This is a genomic window from Chelativorans xinjiangensis, assembly GCF_009812055.1.
GTDB lineage: Bacteria > Pseudomonadota > Alphaproteobacteria > Rhizobiales > Rhizobiaceae > Chelativorans > Chelativorans xinjiangense.
In genome coordinates, this window is the sequence record NZ_WQNH01000009.1 from 1 (window position 1) to 17,251 (window position 17,251).

21 protein-coding genes and 1 pseudogene are annotated in these 17,251 nt (G+C 64.2%); 10 read left to right on the top strand and 12 right to left on the bottom strand.

The features are described 5' to 3' along the window. The coding region (locus GM910_RS08170) for a hypothetical protein (RefSeq protein WP_159587034.1) at positions 1–780 on the bottom strand (780 nt) is incomplete at its 3' end. Positions 781–1,351: 571 nt separating this feature from the next. Here GM910_RS08170 and GM910_RS08175 point away from each other — a divergent pair. Beyond that, positions 1,352–1,834, top strand: coding sequence for a BA14K family protein (locus GM910_RS08175; RefSeq protein ID WP_159587035.1), 483 nt, complete (start codon positions 1,352–1,354; stop codon positions 1,832–1,834). Between the two features lie 200 nt (positions 1,835–2,034). On the opposite strand, the gene GM910_RS08180 is transcribed toward GM910_RS08175, so the two are convergent. From GM910_RS08180 to GM910_RS08190, 3 genes are all read right to left on the bottom strand, one after another. Beyond that, the gene (locus GM910_RS08180) at positions 2,035–2,676 is read right to left on the bottom strand and encodes an MBL fold metallo-hydrolase (protein ID WP_159587036.1); all 642 of its coding nucleotides are present in this window, start codon (positions 2,674–2,676) and stop codon (positions 2,035–2,037) included. A gap of 108 nt (positions 2,677–2,784) precedes the next feature. After that, positions 2,785–3,060, bottom strand: a complete 276-nt coding sequence (locus tag GM910_RS08185; protein WP_159587037.1) for a hypothetical protein — start codon at positions 3,058–3,060, stop codon at positions 2,785–2,787. Between the two features lie 119 nt (positions 3,061–3,179). Further along, positions 3,180–4,073, bottom strand: coding sequence for a branched-chain amino acid aminotransferase (locus GM910_RS08190; RefSeq protein WP_159587038.1), 894 nt, complete (start codon positions 4,071–4,073; stop codon positions 3,180–3,182). 250 nt (positions 4,074–4,323) lie between these two features. Here GM910_RS08190 and GM910_RS08195 point away from each other — a divergent pair, with 250 nt between their 5' ends. Together GM910_RS08195 and GM910_RS08200 are read left to right on the top strand one after the other, a co-directional pair. Continuing rightward, positions 4,324–4,857, top strand: coding sequence for a MarR family winged helix-turn-helix transcriptional regulator (locus GM910_RS08195; RefSeq protein ID WP_159587198.1), 534 nt, complete (start codon positions 4,324–4,326; stop codon positions 4,855–4,857). Next, positions 4,854–5,591, top strand: coding sequence for a response regulator (locus tag GM910_RS08200; RefSeq protein WP_159587039.1), 738 nt, complete (start codon positions 4,854–4,856; stop codon positions 5,589–5,591). The genes GM910_RS08195 and GM910_RS08200 overlap by 4 nt, the downstream gene beginning before the upstream one ends. 349 nt (positions 5,592–5,940) lie before the next feature. Here the strand turns inward: GM910_RS08200 and GM910_RS08205 are convergent, their stop codons facing one another. After that, positions 5,941–6,306 carry an SPW repeat protein gene (locus GM910_RS08205; protein ID WP_159587040.1) on the bottom strand — a complete coding sequence of 122 codons (366 nt, stop codon included), beginning with the start codon at positions 6,304–6,306 and terminating at the stop codon, positions 5,941–5,943. Between the two features lie 429 nt (positions 6,307–6,735). Then, positions 6,736–6,972 (bottom strand): annotated as a pseudogene (locus GM910_RS08210) (MFS transporter); the annotation flags it as partial. A 344-nt stretch (positions 6,973–7,316) separates the two neighbouring features. On the opposite strand from GM910_RS08210, the gene GM910_RS08215 reads away from it, so the two are divergent. Both GM910_RS08215 and GM910_RS08220 read left to right on the top strand, forming a co-directional pair. Beyond that, complete coding sequence (locus GM910_RS08215) at positions 7,317–8,768, top strand: sensor histidine kinase (RefSeq protein ID WP_159587041.1); 1,452 nt, start codon at positions 7,317–7,319, stop codon at positions 8,766–8,768. Positions 8,769–8,788: 20 nt separating this feature from the next. Then, a complete protein-coding gene (locus tag GM910_RS08220; protein WP_159587042.1) occupies positions 8,789–9,148 on the top strand; it encodes a GFA family protein in 360 nt (119 codons plus the stop codon). Between the two features lie 178 nt (positions 9,149–9,326). Here GM910_RS08220 and GM910_RS08225 read toward each other — a convergent pair whose 3' ends face one another. The 3 genes from GM910_RS08225 to GM910_RS08235 all read right to left on the bottom strand — a co-directional run bounded on the left by GM910_RS08225 (position 9,327) and on the right by GM910_RS08235 (position 10,813). Next, positions 9,327–9,680 carry a tRNA-binding protein gene (locus GM910_RS08225; RefSeq protein ID WP_159587043.1) on the bottom strand — a complete coding sequence of 118 codons (354 nt, stop codon included), beginning with the start codon at positions 9,678–9,680 and terminating at the stop codon, positions 9,327–9,329. A gap of 5 nt (positions 9,681–9,685) precedes the next feature. Further along, the gene (locus tag GM910_RS08230) at positions 9,686–10,186 is read right to left on the bottom strand and encodes a type III secretion system chaperone family protein (protein ID WP_159587044.1); all 501 of its coding nucleotides are present in this window, start codon (positions 10,184–10,186) and stop codon (positions 9,686–9,688) included. Positions 10,187–10,516: 330 nt separating this feature from the next. Beyond that, on the bottom strand, positions 10,517–10,813 hold the full coding sequence (locus tag GM910_RS08235) for an accessory factor UbiK family protein (protein ID WP_159587045.1): 297 nt from the start codon (positions 10,811–10,813) through the stop codon (positions 10,517–10,519). A 285-nt stretch (positions 10,814–11,098) separates the two neighbouring features. Between GM910_RS08235 and lgt the strand changes: the two genes are divergently transcribed. Both lgt and GM910_RS08245 read left to right on the top strand, forming a co-directional pair. Further along, a complete protein-coding gene (gene lgt / locus GM910_RS08240; protein WP_159587046.1) occupies positions 11,099–11,950 on the top strand; it encodes a prolipoprotein diacylglyceryl transferase in 852 nt (283 codons plus the stop codon). A gap of 47 nt (positions 11,951–11,997) precedes the next feature. Beyond that, positions 11,998–13,098: a class I SAM-dependent methyltransferase gene (locus GM910_RS08245; RefSeq protein WP_159587047.1), complete on the top strand. Its 1,101-nt coding sequence runs from the start codon at positions 11,998–12,000 to the stop codon at positions 13,096–13,098. Positions 13,099–13,129: 31 nt separating this feature from the next. Here GM910_RS08245 and GM910_RS08250 read toward each other — a convergent pair whose 3' ends face one another. Both GM910_RS08250 and GM910_RS08255 read right to left on the bottom strand, forming a co-directional pair. Beyond that, entirely contained in the window at positions 13,130–13,516 is a 387-nt protein-coding gene (locus GM910_RS08250) for a type II toxin-antitoxin system VapC family toxin (RefSeq protein ID WP_159587048.1), read from the bottom strand. Next, positions 13,513–13,758, bottom strand: a complete 246-nt coding sequence (locus tag GM910_RS08255) for a type II toxin-antitoxin system Phd/YefM family antitoxin (RefSeq protein ID WP_159587049.1) — start codon at positions 13,756–13,758, stop codon at positions 13,513–13,515. The genes GM910_RS08250 and GM910_RS08255 overlap by 4 nt, the downstream gene beginning before the upstream one ends. A 179-nt stretch (positions 13,759–13,937) precedes the next feature. On the opposite strand from GM910_RS08255, the gene pgeF reads away from it, so the two are divergent. From pgeF to GM910_RS08270, 3 genes are read left to right on the top strand one after another with little or no spacing between them, the layout of a single operon-like run. Continuing rightward, positions 13,938–14,732, top strand: coding sequence for a peptidoglycan editing factor PgeF (gene pgeF / locus GM910_RS08260; RefSeq protein ID WP_159587050.1), 795 nt, complete (start codon positions 13,938–13,940; stop codon positions 14,730–14,732). Further along, the gene (locus GM910_RS08265) at positions 14,732–15,883 is read left to right on the top strand and encodes a M24 family metallopeptidase (RefSeq protein ID WP_159587051.1); all 1,152 of its coding nucleotides are present in this window, start codon (positions 14,732–14,734) and stop codon (positions 15,881–15,883) included. Before pgeF ends, GM910_RS08265 begins: the two co-directional genes overlap by 1 nt. Before the next feature lie 48 nt (positions 15,884–15,931). Beyond that, positions 15,932–16,504 (top strand): hypothetical protein, encoded by a 573-nt coding sequence (locus GM910_RS08270; protein ID WP_159587052.1) that lies wholly within the window; start codon positions 15,932–15,934, stop codon positions 16,502–16,504. A 44-nt stretch (positions 16,505–16,548) separates the two neighbouring features. On the opposite strand, the gene GM910_RS08275 is transcribed toward GM910_RS08270, so the two are convergent. Beyond that, a complete protein-coding gene (locus GM910_RS08275; RefSeq protein ID WP_159587053.1) occupies positions 16,549–16,962 on the bottom strand; it encodes a hypothetical protein in 414 nt (137 codons plus the stop codon). Positions 16,963–17,251 lie beyond the last annotated feature (289 nt).

Consider the following 17,251-nt stretch of genomic DNA (forward strand, 5'->3'; position numbering starts at 1 on the left):
CGTGAGGATCATGTCGCCGATCCGGGTGTCCCCGTTGTCCAGAACCTCGGGTCCGCCGTGGCCGGCCCCCAGGTTGACCCCCGTTTCGTTCGGGTAAAGCGCTGGGCGTTGCTCCGGCGTGAGGATCATGTCGCCGGTCCGGATGTCCCCGTTGTCCAGAACCTCGGGTCCGCCGTGGCCGGCCCCCTGGTTGACCTCCGTTTCGTTCGGGTAAAGCGCTGGGCGCTGCTCCGGTGTGAGGATCATGTCGCCGATCCTGGTGTCCCCGTTGTCCAGAACCTCGGTTCCGCCGTGGCCGGCCCCCAGGTTGACCCCCGTTTCGTTCGGGTAAAGCGCCGCGCGCTGCTCCGGCGTGAGGATCATGTCGCCGATCCTGGTGTCCCCGTTGTCCAGAACCTCGGGTCCGCCGTGGCCGGCCCCCAGGTTGACCCCCGTTTCGGTCGGGTAAAGCGCTGGGCGCTGCTCCGGCGTGAGGATCATGTCGCCGATCCGGGTGTCCCCGTTGTCCAGAACCTCGGGTCCGCCGTGGCCGGCCCCCAGGTTGACCCCCGTTTCGTTCGGGTAAAGCGCTGGGCGCTGCTCCGGCGTGAGGATCATATCGCCGATCCTGGTGTTCCCGTTGTCCAGAACCTCGGGTCCGCCATGGCCGAACCCCAGGTTGACCCCCGTTTCGTTCGGGGCGCGCGGGAAGCCCGGACCATCGGAGTTGCTCTCTTCCGCGGCATGTATCGCTGGGGCGGGCGGGCATATTACCAGGCGCTGCTCCGCCGTGAGGATCATATCGCCGATCCTGGTGTTCCCGTTGTCCAGAACCTCGGTTCCGCCATGGCCGGACCCCTGGTTGGCTTCCGTTTCGGTCGGGGCGCGCGGGAAGCCCGGACCATCGGAGTTGCTCTCTTCCGCGGCATGTATCGCTGGGGCGGGCAGGCATATTGCCAGAAGCCTCTTTATTGTCGGCGCAATCCAGAGCTCTGGTATATTACGTATCATAGCAATAACCTTTAATATCTATAATAATTGTATAGTTAAATTGCCATCCGGAGAATCAAAATTCGCAAGCCGAAAGACAATGGAAAGCTAACATGGGCCGCATGAAGGGGCAAATCCTGAATTTGAGTTTCAGGCGGCAGTTTCCGACCCAGCATGTAAAGTATCATAGCGATAGAGGCGGTAGCGGACGGAGCGGTGGGACTATATGGCCATCCTTCTCGTCCTGATGGCGAGGGGGGTGACAAAGTCGTCTGTTTCCGCCGCATTTACGTTCAGGTGCCGTTCAGCAAGAGGGCGCTAGGTCTCGCCTGAAGCCGCAAACGATCCCCCCTGGCGGCGTGTTGAAGATGAGGTGAGTTCGATGAAGAACATTCTCAAAACCGGCGTCCTGTCCCTGGCTGTCGCCGCCACCGCGCTGACGTCCATCCCGGCCGAGGCCGGCGATTGGCGCCGCGGCGGTTATGGCGACCATCACCGCTACGAGCGCCATGGCGGGTACGAGCGGCACTACGTGCGGAAGAAGAGGAGGAGCGACGGCGACATGCTGGCCGCCGGCGTGATCGGCCTTGCGGTCGGCGCGATTGCCGCCGGTGTCCTGACGCAGCCGCGCCAGCCCGAACGGGTCTATATCGACCCGCCGCGGCCGGCACCGCAGCCCAGCTACCGCTACGGGCGCGATTACTATCCCGCCGCCCCCACCTACCGCAGCACGGTAAGCTATACGCTGGAGCCCTGGAGCCCCGAATGGTACCGCGCCTGCGACGCGCGCTACCGCAGCTTCGATGCGAACTCGGGCACCTTCATGGGCTATGACGGCCAGCGCCACTTCTGCACGCTGCGCTAGTTTTACAGTTACGATTTACCGCCGCGCCCTTCGCGCCCCCCTCTGTCCTGCCGGACATCTCCCCCACACGGGGGGAGATTGGCCGTCGCGGATGGCTTCGCCAATCGCCAGCGTTACGGGAAAGGCGCCGAAGCAAGCGGCAAGGCAATCTCCCCCCTCGTGGGGGAGATGTCCGGGCCGATGCTGTAAGCGGCACAGCCTCACACCAGAAACGGATTGCTTCGCCGCTCGTCGCCGAACCGGCCGCCCGGCCCATGGCCGCACAGGAAGCCGATCTCGTCGCCGAGCGGCAGAAGCTTTTCCTTGATGGAGCGGATGAGGGCGGCGTGGTCGCCGCCCGGCAGGTCCGTGCGGCCGATGGAGCCGTTGAACAGAACGTCGCCCACATGGGCGAACTTGGCATCGGCGTTGTAGAAGACGATGTGGCCCGGCGCATGGCCGGGGCAATGCAGAACCTTAAAAGAGTGGCCGGCGAAGGAGACGGTCTCGCCCTCGGCAAGGAAGCGGTCGGGCGTGACGTTGCGCACCGGGCCGGGCAGGCCGAACATCTGCGCCTGGGTTTCGAGGTTCATAAGCAGCTCGCGGTCGGCCTCGTGCGGACCGATGATGTCGACGCCGAGCGCCTCCTTCAGGTCCATCGCCCCGCCGGCATGGTCGATATGGCCGTGGGTGAGCCAGATGGCCTCGATCCTCACGCCTGCCTGGTCGATGGCCGCGCGGATGCGCTCCACCTCGCCGCCGGGATCGACCACCACCCCTTTCTTTTCCTCGTCATCGAAGAGGATGGCGCAGTTCTGCTGGAACACCGTGACGATGACGATGGCGGCTTTGAGGGTGGTCATGGCAGTGTCTTCTCTGTTGAGTCTGAAGACGGGGCGCCAACGCCCCTGCCCTATCTATAACGGAACGGGCGGCACCAGCCGCCCGTTCGCGTTCTTCCCGGAGAAAGGTCAGCTTTTCTTCATGCCACCCATGACAGCGCCGACGACCGCGCTCAAGACACCGCCGCCGACGACGCCGCCTACAGCATCGCCCAACAGGCCGCTCAGCGCGCCGGCATCGCCGCCGAGAGAGGAAAGCAGAACGCCGCCGCCCACGCCGCCGACGGCGCCGCTGATGATCTTGGCAGCGTGTCCCATCGCCGCGTTCTTGAACGCCGTACCGACGGCCTCGCCGCCGATGATGCCGGCGATCGCCTGCACGATGATCGGAAGAAGTGCTTCCATAACTATCCCTCCAATAGCGCCGGCCTCGCGTGCCGGCGCCATCATGAAACGCCGAATTAGACCAAAGTCAAATACGGGAGGGCAAGATCAGGGGCCGGCGGCTGGAGGGCCAAGTGCCTCTATTCCGCCGCCATGCGCTGGCTGGGGCGCACCTCGTCGGCATAGTCGTTCATCAAAAGACGAGCGATTTCACCGACTTGGAAGCTATAGGGCCCGATCTCGGAAACCGGCGTCACCTCCGCCGCAGTGCCGCACAGGAAGCACTGCTCGAAGCCTTCCATCTCCTCGGGCATGATGGCCCGCTCGACCACCTCGATGCCCCGGCGGCGCGCCAAACCGATGACCGTGCGGCGGGTGATTCCATCCAGGAAGCAGTCCGGCACGGGCGTGTGCAGCACCCCGTCCTTGACGAAGAAGACGTTGGCGCCGGTAGCCTCGGCCACCCGTCCACGCCAGTCGAGCATCAGGGCGTCGGTATAGCCCTTGGCCTCGGCCGCGTGCTTGGACAGCGTGCAGATCATGTAGAGGCCGGCGGCCTTCGACTTCGAGGGCGCGGTGCGCGGATCGGGGCGGCGGTACTCGGCCATGTCGAGACGGATGCCCTTCAGCCGCTGTTCCGGATCGAAGTAGCTCGGCCACTCCCAGATGGCGATGGCGAGGTTGATACGGTTGTTCTGCGCCGAAACGCCCATCATCTCGCTGCCGCGCCAGGCGATGGGGCGCACATAGGCGTCCTCAAGCCCCTGCTTGACGAGGAGCTGCCGGCACGCCTCGTCGATCTCCTCGACGCTGAAGGGGATGCGGAAACCGAGGATGCGGGCCGATTCGTGCAGACGCTCCGTATGCTCGGTGAGCTTGAAAATCTCGCCGCCATAGGCGCGCTCGCCCTCGAAGACGGCGCTCGCGTAGTGCAGCCCGTGGGTGAGTACGTGCACCTTCGCATCCGCCCATTTGACGAACTCGCCATTGAACCAGATAAAGCCGTCAAGCTGGTCGAAAGGAACCGATGCCATCGTAACCTCTCCTGCGGGAACACGCCCTGAACAACACCCAATACGAAACCGGCGAAAAACCGATTATGCCGGAACACCGCATCCCGAAGCAAACGCATTTGCAGGAAGTTCCGGAAAACCCGCCTCGACGCACCTTTTTGTTCGCCATGGGCCGAAAAGCTTGGCAAAAATTATCAAACGGTCTTAATTATGTCAATATGGCTGACATAATTTTCGTTCACCGGGAAAAACAACGATGAAAAGCCCCATGATGAAAAGGCCCATGAAGCCGAGCCAGCCGCAGGAGGCGACACGGGAAGACGAGGAGGTGGATTTCGCCATCATCGAACTCCTCTTCTTCGCCTACAGGGACTTCACCTCCGACCCCGACGCGATCCTGGCACGCTATGGCTTCGGGCGGGCGCACCACCGGGTGCTGCACTTCGTCAACCGGCGGCCAGGACTGACGGTGGCGGAACTTCTTGAAGTGCTGAGAATTACCAAGCAGTCTCTCGCACGTGTGCTCAAGCAGCTCATCGATACCGGTTATGTGGTGCAGGTGCAGGGACCGCGGGACCGGCGCCAGCGCGAGCTCTACGCTACAAAGAAAGGCCATGCGCTCGCCCTGGCGCTGGCCTTGCCACAGTCCCGCCGCATCCATGCGGCACTTGAGGAGGCGGGCATTGAGGACCGTGCCGCCCTCGAGCGCTTCCTGAAGGCGATGGTGAACCCGGAGCTCAGGGCGCAGGTCGACAGGCCGCCTTCCGGCGGCGACCGTACGAGCGAGAGAGGGAAGATGGAATGATCGAAGGCAACGTTGCCGAAAATGGCGCAGGCGTGCTGCCGAACGGCGCGCTGCCCGACGACGCCCCGCATCTGCTTGTCGTCGACGACGACAAGCGTATCCGCACGCTTCTTCACCGCTTTCTGGGCGAAAACGGCTTCCGGGTGACGATCGCCGGCGATGCGTCGGAAGCGCGCCGCAAGCTCGAAGGGCTGGACTTCGACCTCATCATCCTCGACGTGATGATGCCGGGCGAGGACGGCGTGGCGCTGACGCAGAGTCTGCGGACGCAAAAGACGATGCCCATCCTGATGCTGACGGCGCTCTCGGAGACGGAGAACCGCGTCACCGGGCTGGAAGCCGGCGCCGACGACTATCTGCCGAAGCCCTTCGACCCGCGCGAGCTGGTGCTTCGGGTCAACAGCATCCTGCGCCGCAGCGGCCAGCAGATGCCGCCCAAGCTGGAGCAGGTGGTATTCGGCCCCTACACGTTCCAGATCCCGCGGCGCGAATTGAAGCGCGCCGGCGAGCCGCTGAAGCTTACCGACCGCGAACGCGAGATCATGGCCATCTTCGCCGAGCGCGCCGGCGAGACCATCCCCCGCCACGAGCTCGTCGGCGATGAATCGGAAGTGGGCGAGCGCACCATCGACGTGCAGATCAACCGCCTGCGCCGCAAGATCGAGCGCGACCCGTCGAACCCGGTATGGCTGCAGACCGTGCGCGGGGTGGGGTATCGACTGAGCGTGGAGTAGGGCTGGTTAAGGCGATTTCTGGAGGTGTCGGCGCCCCTTCGCGCCCCCCTCTGTCCTGCCGGACATCTCCCCCGCAAGGGGGGAGATTGCCTTGGCCGCCTGCTCCGGCGCCTCTCCTGCAACGCTGACGATTGGCGAAGCCATCCGCGACGGCCAATCTCCCCCCTCGTGGGGGAGATGTCCGGCAGGACAGAGGGGGGCGCGAAGGGGCGCCGTTTCCACGCCGCCGTGCCGGGGCATGTCCATGTGGTTTGCACCCGGAAGGAACCCCCTCCAGCCACGCAAAATACATCCTTCCCGACCGCCGGGGCGGTCGGGGCATACCCGCGAGCGGCGGGAAGAACGCCGGTCAGGCCGCCGATGTCCGGTGGCGCGCGAACCACAACTCCAGGCCCGCGAGCACGGCGACGATCAACCCGGCGATCACATGCGCCCAGACGGCGGCGGTGATCACGGCGAAGCCGAGGATCCAGGGCGAGATGATCGCCCAGATGCCGAGGACGAGGTTTGCCCATTCCTCCCACTCGGCGAACGAGACCAGGGCTCCGATGGCGACCAGCCCGATGAGGGCACCGGCCACCCAGGCGTTCCAGGCGGCCACCGTTTCGGCCGTGTAACCCAGCATCCAGGGCGTGAGCATCAGGCCGATGCCGACGACGAGGTTGACCACGTCGAGGGCGGTTTCCTGGGTACCACGTGTAACGTCGTTTGCCATGACGACTGCTCCTTTCATTCAACAGGCAACGGGGCCCGCGCTGCTTGCGCCTGCTCGGTCTTCGGCAGGGTCGCAGACGGCGCGTGGGCGTTGTCGCAGGTCTTGGCGATGTCGTAGGGAGGCCAGTTGTCGACGGTCTGCGAACGGGGTTGGATTTTCCGGCAGACCGGGTATCCGGTCAAAGCCGATGCTTGACCGGTAGAGAGAGAAGAAAGGTCGAACGTCCTCATAGCCATATCCTCGTTCGAGCAACATGGTACGAGGGCGCCAAAGAGCTGGCGCCCCTTGACGGTGTCGGCCCCATTCTCGGCGACCGACACAGAAAATTTGGGTGCGAACGTCGCAAGTTTCAAGGACGAGGCTTTCAAGGACGAAGCGGGCCGTTTCCGCCCGCAGGCGGAAACGGCCCTGCACGTGCGGGCTTTTTATGCCGGCAAGAACGACGATGCGCGTGCCGAAGCGGTCGCTTGCCATGCCCCAGCCGAAATTGCCGAGGGCCATCACCAGGACATTGAGGGTCATGGCACTCGATATGGCGGCGCGCGACCAGCCGGTCTCGGTCGACATCGGGTCGAGGAAAACCGCCAGCAAGAACATCGCCCCGATGGCGACGCAGGTCATCAGCGCGCCCGCGCCGACGATCACCCAACGATAAGGAATAGACATGTCCGATTGTCCCCTTGGTCTTCACAATCATCGTTCGGACACCACTTAGTGGTGCGATCCTGACAGATGGTACCCATCTGTTTGGGTCGGACCACTTGCGGTATGCCGTGCAGCGTCGCTTGCGGCCACAGGACGATAGGCCGGTGCCGATCCGACATTTTTTTCAGGCTACGCCTATGGCTGGATAGGGTTCGACCTCCGTGACGCTGCCGGAAAACGCGGCTAGACTGCCGGACGCAGGCGACGTCCCGCTTTACGCGGGCCGCCGCGGCGGGGTAATGCGCCAGTGCGAGCGTTGCCGGTTTCTCAAGGAGCTCCGGCATCCGCAGCACGCGGAAGAGTGAATGGCAAGATACGATCTATCCTGGGGCGAGAGAGACGACCTGCTGGCGCGCGTGGTGCGCGGGCTGCATGCGGCGCGCAAACTGTGGCGGCGGGCGGGGCGGGGCGTGTCGCGCTACCTGCCGAAGCGGCTTTACGCGCGCTCGCTCATCATCGTCATCGCGCCGATGATCCTGCTTCAATCGGTGATCGCCTTCGTCTTCATGGAGCGCCACTGGCAGACGGTGACGCAGCGCCTCTCCCAGGCCGTCACGCGCGACATCGCCGCCGTCATCGACGTCATCGAGACCTATGAGGATGCGCCGGAGGGGGGCGGAGAGGGAGAGGGAGGAGAACAGGACGTAGATTATTCCGAGGTCATCCGCATTGCCCAGGAGCGGCTGGGGCTGCAGATCAGCATCGAGCCGCCGGACCCCCTGCCCCCGCCGGGGCCGAAACCCTTCTTCTCCATCCTCGACCGGGCGCTCAGCGAGGAGATCACGGGCCTGATCAACCGGCCGTTCTGGCTGGATACCGTGGGCAACTCCAACATCATCGAGATCCGCATCCAGCTCGAAGGCAAGGTGCTGCGCGTCTTTGCCCGGCGCAGCCAGGCCTATGCCTCCAATACGTCCATTTTCCTCTTGTGGATGGTGGGAACCTCGCTTGTGCTGCTCACCATCGCCGTCGCCTTCCTGCGCAACCAGATCCGGCCCATCCTGCAATTGGCCGAGGCTGCCGACAGCTTCGGCAAGGGGCGCCCGACGCCGAGCGGCTTCCACCCGCGCGGGGCCGAGGAGGTGCGCCGCGCCGGCTCCGCCTTCCTGTTGATGCGCGAGCGCATCGAGCGCCAGATCGAGCAGCGCACCGCCATGCTGACCGGGGTAAGCCACGACCTCAGAACCATCCTCACCCGCTTCAAGCTGCAGCTTGCGCTGGCCAAGTCGAAGGCGGATATCCATGCGCTGGACCAGGACATCGAGGACATGCGCCTGATGCTCGAAGGCTATCTCGCCTTCGCCCGCGGCGAGGCCGCCGAGGACCCGGGCAAGTTCGACCTCGCCGCCTTTTTCGACAAGATGCGGGAAGAGGCGCGGCTGATGGATTGCGGGTTCAAGGCCTCGCTGTCGGGCAAGCGCGAAGTGCTGGTACGCCCCAACGCGTTTTCGCGGCTGTTGACCAATGTGATCAGCAACGGCTTCCGCTATGCCTCCACCATCTCCGTCGATGCCGTGCACGGCAACGGGAGCCTTGTCATCACCATCGACGACGACGGCCCCGGCATCCCGGCAGAAAAACGCGAGGACGTCTTCAAACCCTTCGTGCGGCTGGACGCGGCGCGCAACCAGGACGAAAGCGGCACCGGGCTCGGCCTGTCGATCGCCCGCGACATCGCACGCGGCCACGGCGGCGATATCACGCTCGAAGACAGCCCGCTGGGGGGCTTGAGGGTGATTGTCCGGGTGCCGGCTTAGGGAAAACGGGAGACCGGACCATGCTCGAAGCGACCTGTCATTGCGGCGCGGTAAAGATTCGAGTGTCGGTAGAGCCTGCCTGGCTAAACGAATGCAATTGCTCGATTTGCCGGCGGCTGGGGACGCTTTGGTCCTACTACCACCCGAGCAAGGTCACCTTCGTGAAGGGCGCGGGCACGACGGTCGCCTATCTCTGGGGCGACCGCGGGCTGGAATTCCACCACTGCCCGACCTGCGGATGCACGACGCATTGGGAGCCGGTGCGGAAGGAAGGGGCGGAGCGCATGGCGGTCAACGCGCGGCTGATGGACCCGGAGAGGATCGCCGGCATCAGGGTGCGGCACTTCGACGGGGCTGAGAGCTGGAAATATCTGGATTGAAGGATGCCTTTGCTCCTTGCGGGCAGGACTATCGCATGTGGGTTCTGAGTCCTTGATAGAACCCTCACCCCTCACCCCTCACCTCAAGGGGGACGAAGCCGTGCTCGGCCTGCCTCCTCCCCCTTGAGGGGAGGGATTGAGAGTGGGGGTTCCGGCGAAGCCGGCAAAAAGGAAAAACTCAATGCAGCCGGCTGCCGTTGGGCACCTGCTTGTCCACCGCGGCAAGCACCACCGCGCCTGCCTCGTCGGCGAAGCCCAGCGTGAGCACCTCGGACATGAACTTGCCGATCTGGCGCGGGGGGAAGTTGACGACCGCCATGACCTGGCGGCCGACGAGGTCTTGCGGCGTATAGTGTACGGTGATCTGGGCGGAGGATCTTTTTATGCCGATCTCAGGGCCGAAATCGATCTTCAGCTTGAACGCGGGCTTGCGCGCCTCCGGATAGGGCTCGGCCTCGACGACGGTGCCGACACGGATGTCTACCTTGAGGAAATCGCCGAAGCCGATTTCCGGTGCCTTCCCGCCGTTCATTGCGCTCACGCCGTGCCGAAGGTCTCGAACAGAACGCTGTGGAGCGCGTCCTGCGCCGAGGTGCCGGACCAGATGACGTACTGGAAGGCCTGGTAGTAGCATTCGCAGGCTTCGAGCGCGCTGTTGAGCATCACCTCCACCTGCAGCCCCGTCGGCTCCACGCCGCCGGCCAGCACCAGCGACTGACGGAACATGATGACGCCCTCGCGCTCCCAAAGGTCGAAGTGGCCGAACAGCATCTGCTCGTTGATGAGCGAGAGGAGCCGCATCACCTCGAGCGCGCGGCCTTCCGGCACCTTGAGGTCGAAAGCGCAGGCAACGTGCAGCGCCTCGAACTCCTCCATCCAGGAGAAGGAGACCTGGTAGTCCGTCCACGTGCCGGCGACCGAGATGGCAATCTCGTCGTCGCCGTTGCGCTCGAAGCTCCAGTCGTTCGTGTGGGCGACATGCTCGATGACATCAACCGGATGGGCGTCACGCGCCATGTCGAGTTCAAGAAGGCTCATAAATCTGCTTTCCCGTTTTTGAAGGCGCTGCGCGCCCCGCCATCTGGCACATGCGGTTTTGAAGCACGCGACCGACGCAATTCGATACTGAGCGGAGCGAGAGAGAAACGAGAGACTTAAAGAACGGGCCCGCCCCAGCCCGGCACATGACTGTTTCGAATCATGTAGCAAATTCAGTCTATTGATGAGAGAAGCCGTGGCCAGTCCTTTTTTCGAATAGACAATCGACGGTGTGGATAGTTCGCTCCGCGACGCGATTGCCCACGGCTTCTAAGCGACTCTCGCGCCAGCATTTTTTGCAATTGCACACAGGCTGGCGACGGCAACAAATTATTTTTTGGATCGCCCGCCGGAGGCCGGTTTCCCACCTCCTTCGCCGGCAGGAAGTTGGGCCTCCAACGCCTCGATTCGTGCTTGAAGGGCAGCGTTCTCCTCGCGCGCCTTGATCGCCATCTCGCGCACCACCTCGAAATCCTCGCGCTGGACGAGGTCCATGGAGTGGAGCATGCGCTCGGCCTGGGTGCGGAAGAGCGTCTCGAACTCGCGGCGGACGCCTTGCGCGGCGCCGGCCGCGTCGGTCATCATCTTGGCGAATTCATCGAGGATGCGGTTCGTGCCGTTGGTCATGTCGTCGCCTCTCCTGATCCCATGATTTGAGGTAGGGCCGGGCGGCGGCGAATGCAAGCGGAGAGAAGGGAGTGGTGGGGAGTGAATTGTGAATAGTGAATAGCGAGTAGTGAGTGGTGAATAGAAGCCGGCGGGAGGCGCTCGCAGCCTGTTCCCGAACTCCCATTCACTATTCACTACTCACTATTCACCATCCGAATTCACCACCCGACGCTTGACCGCGCGCCGGGCCTTACGCATACCGGATGCCGACCGACCGCCGGCGGCGCGAAACAGGAGGCACGATTGAACGACTATCTTCTCCTGCCGCTGGCCGCACTCCCCTTCCCGCAGATCGACCCGGTGATCTTCCAGATCGGGCCCTTTGCGGTGCATTGGTACGGGCTCGGCTACATCGCCGGCATCCTGTTTGCCTGGTGGTATGCCAAGCGGCTGGTGGCGACGGAGCGCCTGTGGGCGCACGACACGCCGCCCATGAAGCCGACGGACCTCGACGATTTCGTCGTCTGGGCGGCGATCGGCGTGGTGCTGGGCGGGCGGCTCGGCTACGTGCTGTTCTACGACCTGCCGCGCTACCTGGCCAATCCGCTCGACATCTTCGCCGTGTGGCAGGGCGGCATGTCGTTCCACGGCGGCATGCTGGGCACGATCCTCGCCATGGTGCTGTTCGCCCGCTCGCGCGGCATCAACGCCTGGAGCATGATCGACACCATCGCCGCCACCGCGCCCGTGGGCCTCGGCCTGGTAAGGCTGGCGAACTTCATCAATTCCGAGCTTTGGGGCCGGCCGACGGACATGCCCTGGGGCATCGTCTTCCCCGATGGCGGGCCGCTGCCGCGCCATCCGAGCCAGATCTATGAAGCGGCGCTGGAGGGGCTGGTGCTCTTCCTCGTGCTTCGCCTTTTGACCCATTCGCGGCTGAGGCTGAAGACGCCGCGCTTCGTCGGCGGCGCCTTCATCGCCGGCTACGGGTTGTCACGCATCTTCGTCGAGTTCTTCCGCGAGCCGGACGCGCATATCGGCTATCTGGCGGGCGATTGGCTGACGATGGGCATGGTGCTGTCGACGCCGATGGTGCTGGTCGGCCTCTGGGCCATGATGACGGCACGCGAGCCTGCCCTAGTGGTGCGATCCTGACAGATGGTATCATCTGTTTGGGGCAGACCACTGGCACGCCAGGAGCCATGACCGAGCTGAAGGAAAAGATCGCCCGTCTTATCGAGGCAGCGGGGCCGATGAGCATCAGCGGCTATATGGCGCTCTGCCTGTTCGACCCCGAGCACGGCTATTACACGGCACGCGAGCCCTTCGGGCGGGGCGGCGACTTCATCACCGCCCCGGAGGTGAGCCAGATGTTCGGCGAGCTTGTCGCCGTGTGGCTCTATGCGGCGTGGCAGGCCTGCGGCGCGCCCGAGGACGCAATCATCGCCGAGATCGGCCCCGGCCGCGGCACGCTGATGAAGGACATGCTGCGCGCGCTCGACCGGCTCGACCGCGGCTTTGCCGCGCGGCATGTCGCCATGATCGAGGCAAGCCCTCGGCTTGCCGCCGTGCAGAAGGAGATGCTTTCGGGGGTGCCTGCGCCAGGAGCATATGGGCGGCCGCAGTGGTACAGGCGCGTGGAAGACCTGCCGGAGGGGCCGCTTTTCATCGTCGGCAACGAGCTCTTCGACGCCCTGCCCATCCACCAGTACGTGAAAAGCGCCGCCGGCTGGCGCGAGCGGGTGGTGGGTGTCGGCGAGGACGGGGCGCTTGCCTTCATGGCCGGCGCCGGGGCTCCGGACCCGACATTGCTTCCGCCAGGAGCCGACGCCGCGCCCGAGAGCGCCGTCTTCGAGGCCGCCCCGTCGCGCGAGGCGCTGATGGAGACGATTGCCGGACGGCTGGCGGCGCAAGGCGGCGCCGGGCTTTTCATCGACTACGGCTACGAGGGGCCGGCACTGGGCGATACGTTGCAGGCGGTGCGCCGCCATGCCTATGACGATGCCCTGGCCCATCCTGGCGAGGCGGATCTGACGGCGCATGTGGATTTTGCGGCGCTTGCGAGGATTGCCGGCGGAGAGGGGCTGGGAGCGTGGCTGATGCCGCAGGGGGCGTTTCTCCTGGGATTGGGGCTCCTGGAGCGCGCCGGGCGGCTGGGCGCGGAAAGGAGCGCAGAGGAGCAGGAGCGCATCCGCGGCGAGGTCGAACGGCTGGCAGGACCGGAGGCGATGGGGACGCTGTTCAAGGTGCTTGCGGTGATGCCGAGGGGCGTTGCCGTTCCGCCGTTCGGCGGGGGTGGCTAGCGGAGTGTTCGGGTGATCGAGCTGGAGGGCTCTACACGCGCTGCACCGACCCCGGATACCGTGACAGATACGAATCGGCGGTCAGCAGCGTGATCCCCTCGACAGTCGCCTGCGCGACCAACATCCGGTCAAACGGATCCTTGTGGATTGGCGGGAGACTGCCTACGGCTGTCGCATGCTCGCTGGTGATCGGCAGTTCGAGATAGCCGTTATCGACGAGCCCGCGGCGCAGAACGCTGGAATCCACTTGGAAATCCCTGCGGCCTAGACTGCTTTTGATCGTGACCTCCCAGAGGCTTGCCGCGCTGAAGACGAGCTCGTTCGAGGCCTTCTCCAGCAATTCCCGAGCTGCCGCGGAAAGACGGTCGGGCTCGCCTGCCGCCCACAGGAGCAGTTGTGTATCCAGGAGCAGTTTCAACGCTCGTCGCCAAAAAGCTCGGCGATCTCTTCTTCGCCCATGCGGTCAAAATCGTCCGGCACCTTTATGTGGCCGGAAAGGAACCCCAACCGACGGATCTCGCCGGCGCCGGGGGCGGCCAACCCGGTCACCTTCACCAGCGGCTTCCCGGCTTTGGCGATGATGAAGGGCTCGCCACCAACAGCACGTTCGATCAGGCGCGACAGATGCGTCTTCGCTTCGTGGATGTTCACAGTGCGCATGGGTTCTACCTATAGACTTAGTCATACAAACTTAGTCTTATACTGCGCCAAGTGCAAGCCCCCGAGGAGAAGCCCATTACCCCCAGGCGATTGCACCGCCCCGCCTCGACGCGGATTGACTTGCCCCCTCCCCTGCCCCACGATCCGCCGCCGAACGAAGCAGGATCGCAAGGCGGCGCATGCTGGATATGACGAAGCCGGAACCGCTCCGGTCGCCCCTCCTCGACGGCGCACGCGCAAAGGGCGTGAAGCATGGGTTCTTCACCCGCGCCGGCGGTGTGTCGGAGGGTATCTATCGCGGCCTCAACATCGGCCTCGGCTCGAACGATTCGCGCGAGGCGGTGCTGGAGAACCGGCACCGGGTGGCGACCTGGATGGGCGTGCCGGCGGAAAACCTGTGCACGCTGCACCAGTGCCATTCGGCCGATGTGATGGTGGTCGAGGCGCCGCTGGGCAAGGTGCGGCCGAAGGCCGACGCCATGGTGACGCGGCTGCCTGGGCTGGCGATCGGCGTTTTGGCGGCCGATTGCGGGCCGGTGCTTTTCGCCGATGCCGAGGCGCGCGTCGTCGGCGCGGCGCATGCCGGCTGGAAGGGCGCCTTGACGGGCATCATGGAGAACACCGTTGCCGCCATGGAGCGCCTGGGCGCCGAGCGCGAGCGGATCATCGCCGTGCTGGGGCCGGCGATCAGCCAGGACAACTACGAGGTGGGGCCGGAATACCGGGAGCGCTTCACGGATGCCGATGCCGGGAACGCGCGCTATTTCCGTCACTCCGCGCGGCCCGGCCATGCCCTCTTCGACCTGAACCGCTATACGCTCGACCGGCTCGCGCGCGCCGGCGTGACGGCAGGGATGCTCGACCGCTGCACCTACGCGGACGAGGAGCGCTTCTATTCCTATCGCCGCGCCACCCATCGCGGCGAACCCGATTACGGACGCCAGATTTCGGCGATATGCCTGGAGGAGTTCTGATGGCGCTTCACTTCGACCGTGCCGAATTCGACGCCCGCCGCGACCGGCTGGTCATCGAGATGTCCGAGCGCAAGCTGGACGCGCTGCTGCTTTTCGCCCAGGAGAGCATGTACTGGCTGACCGGCTTCGACACCTTCGGCTTCTGCTTCTTCCAGTGCCTGGTGGTGAAGGCCGACGGCGAGATGGTGCTCATGACCCGCTCGGCCGACCTCAGGCAGGCGCGCCATACCTCCATCATCGACAATATCGTGGTGTGGAACGACCGTCACGGCGCCAATCCGGCCACCGAGCTGCGCGATCTCCTGAACAACCTCGATCTTCTGGGATGCCGCATCGGCGTCGAATACGACACGCACGGGCTGACGGCGAAGAACGGGCGGATGCTCGACGAGCAGCTGCAGACGTTCGCCAAGATCGAGGATGCCTCAGATGTGGCGGCCCGCCTCAGGCTCCTGAAGAGCCCGACCGAGACGGAGAAGGTCAAGCGCGCGGCAAAGCTCGCGGACGACGCGTTCGATGCCGCCCTTCCGCTGATCAAGCAGGGCGGCGACGAGGCGGCGATCCTGGCGGCCATGCAGGGGACGGTGCTCGCCGGCGGCGGCGACTACCCGGCCAACGAGTTCGTCATCGGCTCGGGCGCCGACGCGCTGTTGTGCCGCTACAAGGCGGGGCGCAGGAAGCTGACCAAGAACGACCAGCTCACGCTGGAGTGGGCCGGCGTCTACCATCACTATCACGCCGCCATGATGCAGACGGTGCTGACGGGCAAGGTCTCCAAGCGGCATCAGGAGCTGTTCGAGGCCGCCCGCGACGCGCTTGTGGCCTGCGAGAAGGCGATGGCGCCGGGCAACACCTTCGGCGACGTCTTCGACGCCCATGCCCGGGAGATGGAAGCGCACGGGCTGACCAAGCACCGTCTGAGCGCCTGCGGCTATTCGCTGGGCGCGCGCTTCGCGCCCTCCTGGATGGACCCGCCGATGTTCTACAGTGGAAGTCCGGAACAGATCGCGCCGAACATGACGCTCTTCGCGCATATGATCATCATGGATTCGGAATCGGGCTGCGCCATGTGCCTTGGCCGTACCTACCTGACCACGGAAGCCGAGCCGGCGCCGCTTTCTCGCCACGGGCTCGAATTGATCGTTAAGTAAGACTTTTGCGGTAGCGCGAATGGGCTTGAAGCGGGGAAGAGAAACGGAATGAGGCAGTTTGCAACGATTATCGGCCTGATGCTGCTGGCGCCGCTTTTCAGCGCCTGCGCGGGAACGGACGTCAACGGCCTCAACCCGCAGCCCGGCCGCGGGATTGCGGCGGTAGAGGCGCAAGGAGGCGATGCCGGCGCCGCGGGCTCCGCAAGCGAGGCGGGCGCGCAGGCGGCGCAGGAAGGCCAGGCGGTCGCCGCCGTCAGCACCGACGCACGCGTGCAGTTCGCCCCGGTGATCGGCGCCACCGAGGAGGCCCTGCCCCCGCTTTCCAGCCGGCTTTCCGCACGTGCCCGCCAGCGCGGCATTCCCATTGTGCAGGGCTCCGGCGCCACGCATATCGTCAAGGGCTATTTCTCCGCCATCGCCGACGGCAACGAGACCACCGTCATCTATGTCTGGGACGTGCTCGACCCTTCGGGCAACCGCCTGCACAGGATCCAGGGCCAGCAGAAGGTGCCCGGCGCCCAGGGCGACGGCTGGTCCTCGGTCACCGGCCAAACGATGGAGACGATCGCCGACAGGACCATCGACGATCTGGCGGCGTGGCTTACGCGGGGCACGGGCTGACGGCAGTTCCGGAACAAAACCCATGCACCGCGCTCACCCAGCCATCAACTGATCCAGGAGACGCAGACCACCGCGATTCCGTGGCTTCTGAACTGTTTGACACAGTCCGCGAAATGCGCGCCGCTTGTGGCAACGTCGTCTACCAGCAATCCAAAGGTGCCTTCGAGCGCGTGTCCCACGTAACTCGACCTGAAATGCATACTCTGTTTCGGATGACTGGATGAGCGACCTCCCGCCACCCTCGTGATGAGAGGCGCGCAGTATCCGATGTTCAGCTCATCGGCGACGTAGCGCGCGACCAATGAGCCGAAATTCTCCTTCTTGGAGGAACTCCCGCCTGGCACACCACAAATAAAGTCGTATGGCTTGCCGTTCGTGATTGTGGACGCGCAGGCTGCGACTTCCCGTGCGATCCCGCGTACAGTCGTTTCATCCGGTACACCTTTAAGGTTGCGCATCGCTGCAACCTGTAGTCGTTTTATGGGCGTCCTCCAGCTTCGTGGAGAAAAAAAAGAGATATCAGAGCGGCTCCGGCGCCTTATACTAGACAACAAAGTTTCATCAAGAAATAAGTAATTTGGGTTTTTATTAAGTAAATACTCTTCAGTTAAATCAACAAACCTAAGAACATCAGTAGGCCCATCTGAAACGCATATACTACTACTTCTCATGCTACCTGCCCCACCAGTGGTAAACATTGAGTTATACATTCATGTACCACAATAAAACAGAATATGTCAAACACGT

Excerpts from the sequence above, each read along its gene's own strand:
- GM910_RS08175 (WP_159587035.1), top strand. The coding sequence starts at position 1,352 with ATGAAGAACATTCTCAAAACCGGCGTCCTGTCCCTGGCTGTCGCCGCC.
- GM910_RS08180 (WP_159587036.1), bottom strand. The coding sequence starts at position 2,676 with ATGACCACCCTCAAAGCCGCCATCGTCATCGTCACGGTGTTCCAGCAG.
- GM910_RS08185 (WP_159587037.1), bottom strand. The coding sequence starts at position 3,060 with ATGGAAGCACTTCTTCCGATCATCGTGCAGGCGATCGCCGGCATCATC.
- GM910_RS08190 (WP_159587038.1), bottom strand. The coding sequence starts at position 4,073 with ATGGCATCGGTTCCTTTCGACCAGCTTGACGGCTTTATCTGGTTCAAT.
- GM910_RS08195 (WP_159587198.1), top strand. The coding sequence starts at position 4,324 with ATGAAAAGGCCCATGAAGCCGAGCCAGCCGCAGGAGGCGACACGGGAA.
- GM910_RS08200 (WP_159587039.1), top strand. The coding sequence starts at position 4,854 with ATGATCGAAGGCAACGTTGCCGAAAATGGCGCAGGCGTGCTGCCGAAC.
- GM910_RS08205 (WP_159587040.1), bottom strand. The coding sequence starts at position 6,306 with ATGGCAAACGACGTTACACGTGGTACCCAGGAAACCGCCCTCGACGTG.
- GM910_RS08215 (WP_159587041.1), top strand. The coding sequence starts at position 7,317 with ATGGCAAGATACGATCTATCCTGGGGCGAGAGAGACGACCTGCTGGCG.
- GM910_RS08220 (WP_159587042.1), top strand. The coding sequence starts at position 8,789 with ATGCTCGAAGCGACCTGTCATTGCGGCGCGGTAAAGATTCGAGTGTCG.
- GM910_RS08225 (WP_159587043.1), bottom strand. The coding sequence starts at position 9,680 with ATGAACGGCGGGAAGGCACCGGAAATCGGCTTCGGCGATTTCCTCAAG.
- GM910_RS08230 (WP_159587044.1), bottom strand. The coding sequence starts at position 10,186 with ATGAGCCTTCTTGAACTCGACATGGCGCGTGACGCCCATCCGGTTGAT.
- GM910_RS08235 (WP_159587045.1), bottom strand. The coding sequence starts at position 10,813 with ATGACCAACGGCACGAACCGCATCCTCGATGAATTCGCCAAGATGATG.
- GM910_RS08245 (WP_159587047.1), top strand. The coding sequence starts at position 11,998 with ATGACCGAGCTGAAGGAAAAGATCGCCCGTCTTATCGAGGCAGCGGGG.
- GM910_RS08255 (WP_159587049.1), bottom strand. The coding sequence starts at position 13,758 with ATGCGCACTGTGAACATCCACGAAGCGAAGACGCATCTGTCGCGCCTG.
- pgeF (WP_159587050.1), top strand. The coding sequence starts at position 13,938 with ATGCTGGATATGACGAAGCCGGAACCGCTCCGGTCGCCCCTCCTCGAC.
- GM910_RS08265 (WP_159587051.1), top strand. The coding sequence starts at position 14,732 with ATGGCGCTTCACTTCGACCGTGCCGAATTCGACGCCCGCCGCGACCGG.
- GM910_RS08270 (WP_159587052.1), top strand. The coding sequence starts at position 15,932 with ATGAGGCAGTTTGCAACGATTATCGGCCTGATGCTGCTGGCGCCGCTT.
- GM910_RS08275 (WP_159587053.1), bottom strand. The coding sequence starts at position 16,962 with ATGCGCAACCTTAAAGGTGTACCGGATGAAACGACTGTACGCGGGATC.